The sequence below is a fragment of the Streptomyces sp. HSW2009 genome (assembly GCF_040240285.1).
Taxonomy (GTDB): Bacteria; Actinomycetota; Actinomycetes; order Streptomycetales; family Streptomycetaceae; genus Streptomyces.
On sequence record NZ_JBEHZD010000281.1, the window covers coordinates 1 to 9,958 of the forward strand.

The window sequence follows — 9,958 nt, forward strand, 5'->3', positions numbered from 1 at the left end:
GTGGCAGCAGGCAGGGCGGGCCGGGGGCGGGCGGGGGGGCCGGCGGGGCCGGGGGGGGGGGCGCCGCCCCCCCCCCGCGCCCGGCCCCCAGCATCCAGGTGCCGGCCCACTCGCGCCCACAGCCACGCCCGCTCCAGGCCCGCAGCCCCATCACCACACGCCCCAGCCCCAACCCATCCGGCGCCTGCCAGAAATCGCAGGTCAGAGGGTGTTCAGCGAGGGGCCCAACGAATGCTGCGGGAAGGAAGGCGCGGGCCGGGGTGGGGCGAGGCTGGGCCGTTCCGGTTAAGCTGGGGGCCGTCGCGTAAATTTAGCGACAAAATTACAGGGCGCGCCGGGAAGTCTGGTCGGCATACACCACAGGTGTATCCACCGTCCGTCCCGCCCCCGGAGGTCAGCCCGTCGTGGCCGCACCCAGCAAGCGTACGTTCCTTGGAAGACTGTCCCTGCCGGAGCGCAACTACGTTGCGGAAGCGCTCCGTACGGAGACGGTCGGCGGGGTGTTGTTGCTCGTCGCGGCCATCTCGGCCCTGCTGCTCGTCAATACGCCACTCGGCGACACCTACGACGACGTCAAGAACTTCTCCTTCGGCCCTGACTCGCTCCACCTGCACCTCAGCGTCGGCGCCTGGGCCCAGGACGGGCTGCTCACCATCTTCTTCTTCGTGGCCGGCATCGAGCTCAAGCGCGAGCTGGTCTCGGGTGAGTTGCGCGACCCGAAAGCCGCCGCGCTGCCGGTCATCGCGGCCGTGTGCGGCATGGCGGTGCCCGCCCTCGTCTACACCGCGATCTCGCTGAGCGGCGGCGGCAGCCTGGCCGGTTGGGCGGTGCCGACGGCGACCGACATCGCGTTCGCCCTCGCCGTACTGGCCGTCATCGGTACCGCGCTGCCCGCCGCGCTGCGCGCGTTCCTGCTGACGCTCGCGGTCGTCGACGACCTCTTCGCGATCCTGATCATCGCGATCTTCTTCACGACGGACATCAACGTCATGGCGCTGGTGCTGTCGTTCGTCGGGCTCGCGCTGTTCTGGGGGTTGCTGCGGCTGGGCGTGCGCGGCTGGTACGTGTACGTGCCGCTGGCCGTGGTGATCTGGGCGTTGATGCACGCGAGCGGGGTGCACGCCACGGTCGCCGGGGTGGCCATGGGGCTGATGTTGCGGTGCACCGTGCGGGAGGGTGAGAAGCACTCCCCCGCCGAGCACATCGAGCACCTGGTGCGCCCGCTGTCGGCGGGGCTCGCGGTGCCGCTGTTTGCGCTGTTCGCGGCCGGGGTGTCCATCTCCGGCGGGGCGGTCGCCGACGTGTTCACCAAACCGGAGACACTGGGCGTGGTGCTCGGCCTGGTGGTCGGCAAGGCCATAGGGGTGTTCGGCGGTTCGTGGCTGGCCGCCAGGTTCACCAAGGCGGAGCTCAACGAGGAGCTGGCCTGGGCCGACGTACTCGCCGTGGCCTCGCTCGCGGGCATCGGCTTCACCGTCTCGCTGCTGATCGGCGAGTTGGCCTTCCCCGACGACCCGCTGCTGGCCGACGAGGTGAAGGCCGCCGTCCTGATCGGCTCGGTGCTCGCCGCGGTCGGCGCGAGTGTCCTGCTCAAGCTGCGCAACAACAAGTACAAGAAGTTGTACGACGCGGAGGAACTCGACGAGGACGAGGACGGCATTCCCGACGTCTACGAGCAGGACCAGCCCGAATACCACCTGCGGATGGCCGCGATCTACGAGCGGAAGGCCGCTGAGCACCGCAGACTGGCGGAAGTCGCCACTTCATCGCAGAGCACCGACAGCGACGGTCCGGCATGATCTAAGTGGCTTCAGACCCGCGGCAGGCTGGTAGAAGCTCCGAAGCACGTCCGTACGCGGCCCCCGCGGGCCAGCAGAGAAGAAGACACGAGGGAGACAGGCGATGAGCGCAGCCGACGAGGGCGAGAACCGTAGCCTCGGACAACTGGTGTCCACGGCCACCAGCGAGCTGTCCGCGTTGGTCCACGACGAGATCGCGCTGGCCAAGGCCGAGATCCGGCAGGACGTCAAGCGCGTCGTGATGGGCAGCACCGCGGGGATCGTGGCCGGTGTGCTGCTGCTCTTCTCGCTGCCGGTGCTGAGCTTCGCCCTCGCCTATGGGTTCCACGCCTGGACCGACCTCGGTCTGGCCTGGTGCTTCCTGATCGTCGGCGGCATCTACTGGCTGCTCGCGCTGACGCTCGGTCTGCTGGCGCTGGCCAAGTTCAAGAAGGTCAAGCCGCCGCAGAAGTCGATCTCGTCGGCGAAGGAGACGGCCGCCGTGCTGGGCAACGTCAAGCCTCACCCGCGCGCGCCGGGCGAGGCCGTCCCCGCCGGTGCCCACGTTGTGTCACGCTCGACTGCATGACGGCTCCCGAACCCCCTGCTCGGCTCGCGTCCGTCGTACGTCCCGACGGTCCCTGGACCCATCGGGACGTCGCAGCGAACGGTGCCAGGTTCCACATCGCCGAGATGGGCGAGGGGCCGCTGGTCCTGCTGTTGCACGGCTTTCCGCAGTTCTGGTGGGCGTGGCGGCACCAGTTGCCCCGGCTGGCGGAGGCCGGGTTCCGCGCCGTGGCGATGGACCTACGGGGCGTCGGCGGCAGTGACCGCACGCCGCGCGGCTACGACCCCGCCAACCTCGCACTCGACGTCACCGGTGTCATCCGCTCGCTCGGCGAACCGGACGCCGCCGTCGTCGGGCACGACCTCGGCGGCTATCTGGCGTGGACGGCCGCGGTGAGGCGGCCGAAGCTGGTGCGACGGCTGGTGGTGTGCTCCATGCCCCATCCGCGGCGCTGGCGCTCGGCCATGCTCCGGGACGTCAAACAGAGCCGGGCCAGTAGCCACGTGTGGAGCTTCCAGCGCCCCTGGCTGCCGGAGCGACAACTGGTCGCCGGCGATGCGGAACTGGTCGGGCGGCTGATCAAGGACTGGTCGGGGCCGCGGCTGCCGGAGGTCGAGGACGTGGACGTCTACCGGCGGGCGATGAGCATCCCCTCGACGGCGCACTGTTCGATCGAGCCCTACCGGTGGCTGGTGCGCTCGCTGGCCCGCCCCGACGGGGCGCAGTTCTACCGGCGGATGAAGCGCCCGATCCGGGTGCCGACCCTGCATCTGCACGGCTCGCTCGACCCGGTGGCCCGGGTGCGCAGCGCGGCGGGTTCGGGGGAGTACGTCGAGGCCCCGTACCGCTGGCGGCTCTTCGACGGGCTCGGCCACTTCCCGCCCGAGGAGGACCCGATGGCGTTCTCCGCCGAGCTGATCAACTGGTTGCAGGACCCCGAGCCCGACCGCTGACGCGACCGGTCCGCCGCCCCGCCGCGCGGGCGTGCGCGGGCGGGTTCGTACGGGGCGGTGGCGGGGCATACGCTCCGCCACGAGCGCAGGCCCGAGCGCAGGCCCGAGCGCAGGCCCGAGCGCAGGCCCGAGCGCGGGTCCGAGCGCCGGTTGGTGGGCGCGGCGGCGCGACGGGGGCCTGACGGGTTTGCGGATCGGAGGGTCCGCCGCAGCGGAGATGCCCAAGAGGGGTATGCGAGGCGAGCGCACCAGGTAGCGTTTCCGTGCGCCGTTCGGGTTGCCGAAGCGCTGGTGTGCGCCGGCGCACTCTCCGCTCCCGGCCCCCGGTCGGGCACCGCGGCAGGGCCGTGGCCAGCGGCTTCCACTTGCCGCTCGCATAGGCCAATTGACGGACCCGCAGGTGATTACCGACCTTGGGCCAGGGGCAGAGTCCGGGGTATGGGCTGGACGCACGACTACCGTGACGCAGCGAACGACCGCGGCCCCGATGCCGCGCTGACCGTCTCCGAGCGAGGTGGCTCCGGACACGCACCGGGGCACGACCCTCATATCGGCATTCCCCGCATCATTCGACGCCGCGCCCGCTGGGTGTCGGCGCGATTGCGCCATCCACGTAGCCGCTAACACCTCCGGCACCCGGCCCGCCCGTCCCGGCGCGCGGTGACCTCCGCGGCCCGCTCCCCCGCACCCCTTGCCGCCCGGCGCACGCCTCGCGGCGCGCATGCAGCGGGGGTTGCGCTGCCTACGGGGCCGGGCTGTGGGCGTACGGGGCGTATGTCGGTGTGCATCTGCGTGCGTCTGTGTATATCTGCGTACGCCACCGTGCACGGCTGCGTGTGGCGCGGCGGGCTGATGGGGCGTAGGGGCCGTACGGGGCTGGTTGCTGCCGTGGCTCGCGTGTGTCGGGCCTCGCGTGCTGGGGCTCGTGTGCCGTCGTACGGGGGTTGCTCGGCCGGGTCTTGGAGGGCGGTGCGGCTCTCCCGCGGGGTCCTGCTCCGTGCGAGCGGTGCGGACGTCGTACGTCCGGGGGCGGGGGGCGGGGTGTCTGGGCCGGGGTCGTACGCGACCGCGCCGTACGACCGATTCCGGGGGCGGGCCCCGTACCCATGAAGAGTCCTGAAGGTCCGGCGACATCTGCCCTGGGCCGGCAGCGCGTGGCTGGGCCGGGGCCGTACGCCGAGGTCGGGACCCGTACTCCGGAAAGCTCCGCGCCGTATGCCGTACGGCCAGCATCCCGGGGTCGGGGGCCGGGCTTCGTGCTCCGTGCTCCGGAAAGACCCTCGTCCTGCGCCCCCGCCCCCGCTCGTCCGCTACATCGCGCAGCCCTGTGTGTCCGCCTGGGTGGTGGCCGTGCGGCCCTCCTTGATGTTCTGCTGCACCTCGCTCGCGGTCAGTGCGTAGCCGGTGTTCGCGTCGTCCAGGGAGCGGGCGAAGACGACGCCGTAGACGCGGCCCTCGGGGGTGAGCAGCGGGCCGCCGGAGTTGCCCTGGCGGACGGTGGTGTAGAGGGAGTAGACATCGCGGCGGACGGTGCCGCGGTGGTAGATGTCCGGGCCGTTGGCCTCGATACGGCCGCGTACGCGGGCGGCGCGCACATCGAAGTCGCCGTTCTCCGGGAAGCCCGCCACGATCGCGCCGTCGCCGCTGCCCGCGTCGCCCTCGGCGAACCGGAGCGCGGGCGCGCGCAGCGCGGGGACGTCGAGCACGGCGATGTCGCGCTTCCAGTCGTAGAGGACGACCTCCGCGTCGTACAGCCGGCCCTCGCCGCCGACCTGCACCGTCGGCTCGTCGACGCCGCCGACGACATGGGCGTTGGTCATCACGCGGTGCGGCGCGTAGACGAAGCCGGTGCCTTCGAGGACCTTGCCGCAGCCGGACGCGGTGCCCACCACCTTGACGATGCTGCGGCGCGCCTGGTCGACGACCGGGCTGTGCGCGAGCTTCAGGTCGGGGGCCGGTACGGAGGTGATCGGCTCCTCCGCGAAGGGCGCGAAGACCTGCGGGAACCGGTTCTCCGCGAGGACCGAGCTGAAGTCGGTGAACCAGGTGTTGGCCTCCTCGGGGACCACCCGGGCCACCCCGAGCAGCACCTTGGAGTTGCGGACCTCCTTGCCCAGCGTGGGCAGCGAGGTGCCGGCGATGGCGGACCCGATCAGCCAGGCGACCAGCAGCATCGCCACCACGTTGACCAGGGCGCCGCCGGTGGCGTCGATGGCGCGCGCGGGCTGCCAGGTGATGTGGCGGCGCAGCTTGTTGCCCAGGTGGGTGGTGCACGCCTGCCCGACGCTGGCGCACAGGATCACGATCACGACGGCCGAGAGCGCGCCGAAGGAACCGGGCGCGGCGTTGTCGGTCGCCTGGTCCCAGATCACCGGGAGCAGGTAGACGGCGACCAGGCCGCCGCCGAGGAACCCGGTCACCGACAACACGCCGACGACGAAGCCCTGGCGGTAGCCCACGACGGCGAACCAGGCGGCGGCGACCAGCAGCAGGATGTCCAGCACGTTCACGGAGCCACCGTCTCACGCACGCCAGTCCAACGGGACGTGCCGGTCCCGGTCCCACGGCCGTTCCCAGCCGGCGAAGTGCAGGATGCGGTCGATCACTCCGGCGGTGAAACCCCAGACCAGAGCGCCGCCGACGAGGAAGGCGGGGCCGCGGTGGCCGCGCGGGGGGAGCGCCAGGGCCCGGTGGGCGGGGTCCGTCAACTCCGCCACCGGGACCGTGAACACCCGCGCCGTCTCGGCCGGGTCGACCGGCGCGACCGGGCTCGGGCTGCGCCACCAGCCGAGGACCGGCGTCACCACGAACTCGCTCACCGGGATGTACAGCCGGGGCAGCACGCCGAAGAGTTGCACGCCGGACGGGTCGAGTCCGGTTTCCTCCTCCGCCTCGCGCAACGCGGCGCGCAGCGGACCGTCGCCCGCCGGGTCGCCGTCCTCGGGGTCGAGCGCGCCGCCGGGGAAGGAGGGCTGCCCCGCGTGCGAGCGCAGCGTGCCGGCGCGTTCCATGAGGAGCAGTTCGGGGCCGCCGGGGCCGCCGAAGCCACCGGGGCTGTTGGGACCGTTGGGGGCCGAAGCGGGGCCGCCCGCAGGCGAGTGGCCCGCAGTCGTGGGGCCGGGGCCCGGTGCGGCGCCGGCCGATCCCGCGTGGGCGGTGGGGCCGGCGTGGCCGGGGCGGGGCTCGTACGGCGGGGCGTCGGCGTCGGTCGGCGCGTGGCCCGCGGTGGGCGGGGCGTCGCCGGTTCGTACGGAGCGGCCGGGACGTACGGCGTCCGCTGCGCGTGCGCCGGCTCGCGCGGGCTCTCCGGTCTGCGCCGCCGCCCCCTCGCCGAACAGGACCAATACGGCCGACTGCCGGCCCGAGCCGTTCTTCGGCGGCAGGAAGCGGCTGAGCTGGTGCGGCTCTATGGTGCGGGCCGCTTCGGCGACCGGGCGCAGCCAGTCCGGCAGGCCCTGTTCGGTGACGTGGACCGCCGGCGCGCCGCCGGCGCCCTTGCCGCCCGCCGCACGCCCCACGCCCGCGCCGTACGCCAGCCGGGCGCCGTCTGCGGCGGGCTGTGGCGGCGCGGGGCGGGTGGGGTCGGGCCCGGCGCCCGGGTGGTGCGCAGAGCCGTGCGGCGCGCCGTGGGATGCGGTGTTCATCGCGCCGTTTTCCGCACCGCTCGCGGCGCCATTCCCTGCATCGGTCGCGGCGCCGGTTGCGGCACGGTGCGCGAAGCCGTTCCCCACACCACTCGACGCGCTGGTTGCGGCACCGTTCGCGGCGCCATTTCCCGCGCTGCTCGCCGCGCCGCTCGCGGAGCCGAATTCCACACCGCTTACTGCGTCGCTCGCGGCACCGGTTGCCGCACCACCAGCCGCGCCAAGAGCGGCACCGCTCGCCCCGCCAGTTGCCGCGCCTCCCGCCCCGCCGTCCGCGGAGCCGAAGGGGGCGCCAGTTTCTGCCCCGCCCGGCCCACCCGACCCTGCGCCGCTACCGGCCGCCGCGCCCACGCCACCGGGCGCTGGGGACGACGCCCGGGGCGACGCCTGGGACGGGGCTTGGGACGGGGCTTGAGGCTCCCCCTCGGACGGCGTACGGGTCGGCGTCCGGAACCCCGCTCGGGGCCCGTCGGCGGCAGCCGACAGCGGGGCGGCAGCGGCGTGCGGCGCGGGCGCGGGGCACGCGCCATACGGGGCGTTGCCGCTGGCCGGCCGGTCGTCCGCCGCCCCACCGCCCGCGACGCCGCCGGAGCCGGTCACGCCGTGCCCAGCGGCTGGGCGGCCTTGCCCGGGAAGTCGGGTGGGGGCTTCAGGCGCTGTCCCGGCTGGCCGCCCATCTCGTACTTGAGCAGCTTCTGCGCCTTCTCCGGGTCGGTCTCGCCCTCCCCGTACGACGGGCAGAGCGGGGCGATCGGGCAGGCGCCGCAGGCGGGTTTGCGGGCGTGGCAGATGCGGCGGCCGTGGAAGATGATGCGATGCGAGAGCATCGTCCAGTCGCTCTTCGGGAAGAGCGCGCAGACCTCGGTCTCCACCTTCTCCGGGTCCTCCTGGGTGGTCCACTTCCAGCGCCGCACCAGCCGGCCGAAGTGGGTGTCGACAGTGACGCCGGGCACTCCGAACGCATTCCCCAAAACGACGTTGGCCGTCTTGCGGCCGACCCCGGGCAGCGTCACCAGGTCATCGAGCCGGCCGGGCACCTCGCCGTCGTAGCGGTCTCGTAGCGCGGCGGAGAGGCCGAGCAGGGACCGCGCCTTGGCCCGGAAGAAGCCGGTCGGTCGGATGAGCTGCTCCAGCGCCTCCGGGTCCGCGGCGGCCATCTCGTCGGGCGTCGGGTAGGCGCGGAAGAGGGCCGGCGTCGTCTGGTTCACCCGCAGGTCGGTGGTCTGCGCCGAGAGCACCGTGGCCACCAGGAGCTGGAACGGGTTCTCGAAGTCGAGCTCGGGGTGGGCGTACGGATAGACCTCGGCCAGTTCGCGGTTGATCCGCCGGGCGCGGCGGACCAGGGCGAGGTGCGATTCGGGCTTGCCCGCTTTCACGGCCTTGGCGGCTTTTGCTACCGAGGTCGAAGACTGTTCGCTCACAGCAGAACCACCTGATGCGGACGGACTCCCCTACCTCCGACGGAGGGCCCGACGGGCCCCTTGCCCTGTGCTCTCACCGGCGTATTGGACACTCGGCCAGCGTAAGGCCAGCCACCGACATCCGCCCCGAGCGCAGGAAAACCACTGCACGATCGGACCCCTGCCGTAGGGTCCTTGATGCCGGTGCGTCAAACTTGTGATTGATCGCACTGTTTTACCGTCCGGCATCATGGGGACGACGGTCCCCTGTGCATGTCGACAAGGAGAGATCTCGTGGACGACGTTCTGCGGCGCGCCCCGCTCTTCGCGGCGCTCGATGACGAGCAGGCCGCTGAGCTGCGCGCCTCCATGGGGGAGGTCACCCTCGCGCGGGGTGACGCGCTCTTCCACGAAGGAGACCCGGGCGACCGCCTGTACGTGGTCACGGACGGCAAGGTGAAGCTCCACCGCACCTCGCCCGACGGCCGCGAGAACATGCTGGCCGTGCTCGGCCCCGGCGAGTTGATCGGCGAGCTGTCGCTGTTCGACCCCGGCCCGCGCACCGCCACGGCGACCGCGCTCACCGAGGTGAAGCTGCTCGGCCTCGGCCACGGCGACCTCCAGCCCTGGCTCAACGCCAGGCCCGAGGTGGCCACGGCGCTGCTGCGCGCGGTGGCGCGCCGGCTGCGCAAGACCAATGACCAGATGTCCGACCTGGTCTTCTCCGATGTCCCCGGCCGCGTGGCCCGGGCCCTCCTGGACCTCTCGCGCCGCTTCGGCGTGCAGTCCGAAGAGGGCATCCACGTCGTCCACGACCTCACGCAGGAGGAGCTGGCCCAACTCGTCGGCGCCTCCCGGGAGACCGTCAACAAGGCCCTCGCCGACTTCGCCGGCCGCGGCTGGCTGCGGCTTGAGGCCCGTGCGGTGATCCTGCTCGACGTGGAGCGGCTGGCCAAGCGGAGCCGCTGAACGAGTTTCGCCACGGGCGGCCCGGCCGAGTACGGCACCGGGCCGCCCGATGCGTTGGCGTTGTCTGGGCCGGCTGATGCGTTGGCCGCGCCGGGTCGCCTCACGCGTTCGCACGCCGGAGCGATCAGAACCTCCGCCCTGCCTGGGCCGTCCGATGCGTTGGCGGCACCCGGGCCGACTGACGCGTGCACCGCACCGGGCCACCTCACACGTTCGCACGCCGAACCGATCGAAACCTCCGCCCCCTGGGCCGCTCGCCCCGCGCCACTCGCCCACCTGGGTCGCCCGCCCCGCCGTTCGCCTGTCGCGTCCTTCCCGCGCGGGACGTTCGCGGCTGGGACGTTCGGGCCGTTCTCGTACGGGGGCCGAGCCCGTGCCGATCCCGTACGCGGGCCCAACCCCTATCGACGCCCTACACCGCCGATCCCGTACGCGGCCAACCTCGTACGCGCGCCAAGCCCGCGCCAAACCCGTACCGCCCCCGTCGCCCCCCAACCACGCACGCCCCGGACGCCTCGCCGCGCTCGCGCACCCCTGCCCGCCCCCATTGCTTGAGCCCATCACCGGGCCGGCCGAGCGACGGCCCGTGCCCTGGCGCCGGGCGCGGCGTGGCGGGTGCGCTGGCCCAGGCCGCCCCCCCCCGCCC

The 9,958-nt window shown here is 73.0% G+C and carries 7 protein-coding genes and 2 pseudogenes; 5 read left to right on the forward strand and 4 right to left on the reverse strand.

The annotated features are described in order from the left end of the window. The first annotated feature begins 404 nt into the window (after window positions 1–404). The 4 genes from nhaA (at window position 405) to AAHZ94_RS20320 (ending at window position 3,923) form a co-directional block, all read left to right on the forward strand. Complete coding sequence (gene nhaA / locus AAHZ94_RS20305; protein ID WP_349994397.1) at window positions 405–1,799, forward strand: Na+/H+ antiporter NhaA; 1,395 nt, start codon at window positions 405–407, stop codon at window positions 1,797–1,799. A gap of 103 nt (window positions 1,800–1,902) precedes the next feature. Next, entirely contained in the window at window positions 1,903–2,367 is a 465-nt protein-coding gene (locus AAHZ94_RS20310) for a phage holin family protein (RefSeq protein WP_349994398.1), read from the forward strand. Next, window positions 2,364–3,299 (forward strand): alpha/beta fold hydrolase, encoded by a 936-nt coding sequence (locus tag AAHZ94_RS20315; protein WP_349994399.1) that lies wholly within the window; start codon window positions 2,364–2,366, stop codon window positions 3,297–3,299. The genes AAHZ94_RS20310 and AAHZ94_RS20315 overlap by 4 nt, the downstream gene beginning before the upstream one ends. Before the next feature lie 438 nt (window positions 3,300–3,737). Continuing rightward, a complete protein-coding gene (locus tag AAHZ94_RS20320; RefSeq protein WP_349994400.1) occupies window positions 3,738–3,923 on the forward strand; it encodes a hypothetical protein in 186 nt (61 codons plus the stop codon). Window positions 3,924–4,609: 686 nt separating this feature from the next. Here the strand turns inward: AAHZ94_RS20320 and AAHZ94_RS20325 are convergent. The 4 genes and pseudogenes from AAHZ94_RS20325 to nth form a co-directional block, all read right to left on the reverse strand. Beyond that, window positions 4,610–5,809 (reverse strand): MarP family serine protease, encoded by a 1,200-nt coding sequence (locus AAHZ94_RS20325; RefSeq protein WP_349994401.1) that lies wholly within the window; start codon window positions 5,807–5,809, stop codon window positions 4,610–4,612. Between the two features lie 12 nt (window positions 5,810–5,821). Next, a pseudogene (locus tag AAHZ94_RS20330) lies at window positions 5,822–6,337 on the reverse strand (NUDIX hydrolase); the annotation flags it as partial. Between the two features lie 279 nt (window positions 6,338–6,616). Continuing rightward, window positions 6,617–6,817: pseudogene (locus tag AAHZ94_RS20335) on the reverse strand (coenzyme A pyrophosphatase); the annotation flags it as partial. 722 nt (window positions 6,818–7,539) lie between these two features. After that, window positions 7,540–8,364, reverse strand: coding sequence for an endonuclease III (nth, locus tag AAHZ94_RS20340; protein ID WP_349994402.1), 825 nt, complete (start codon window positions 8,362–8,364; stop codon window positions 7,540–7,542). A gap of 273 nt (window positions 8,365–8,637) precedes the next feature. Here nth and AAHZ94_RS20345 point away from each other — a divergent pair, with 273 nt between their 5' ends. Next, complete coding sequence (locus AAHZ94_RS20345) at window positions 8,638–9,312, forward strand: Crp/Fnr family transcriptional regulator (RefSeq protein ID WP_030027155.1); 675 nt, start codon at window positions 8,638–8,640, stop codon at window positions 9,310–9,312. The last annotated feature ends 646 nt before the right edge of the window (window positions 9,313–9,958 follow it).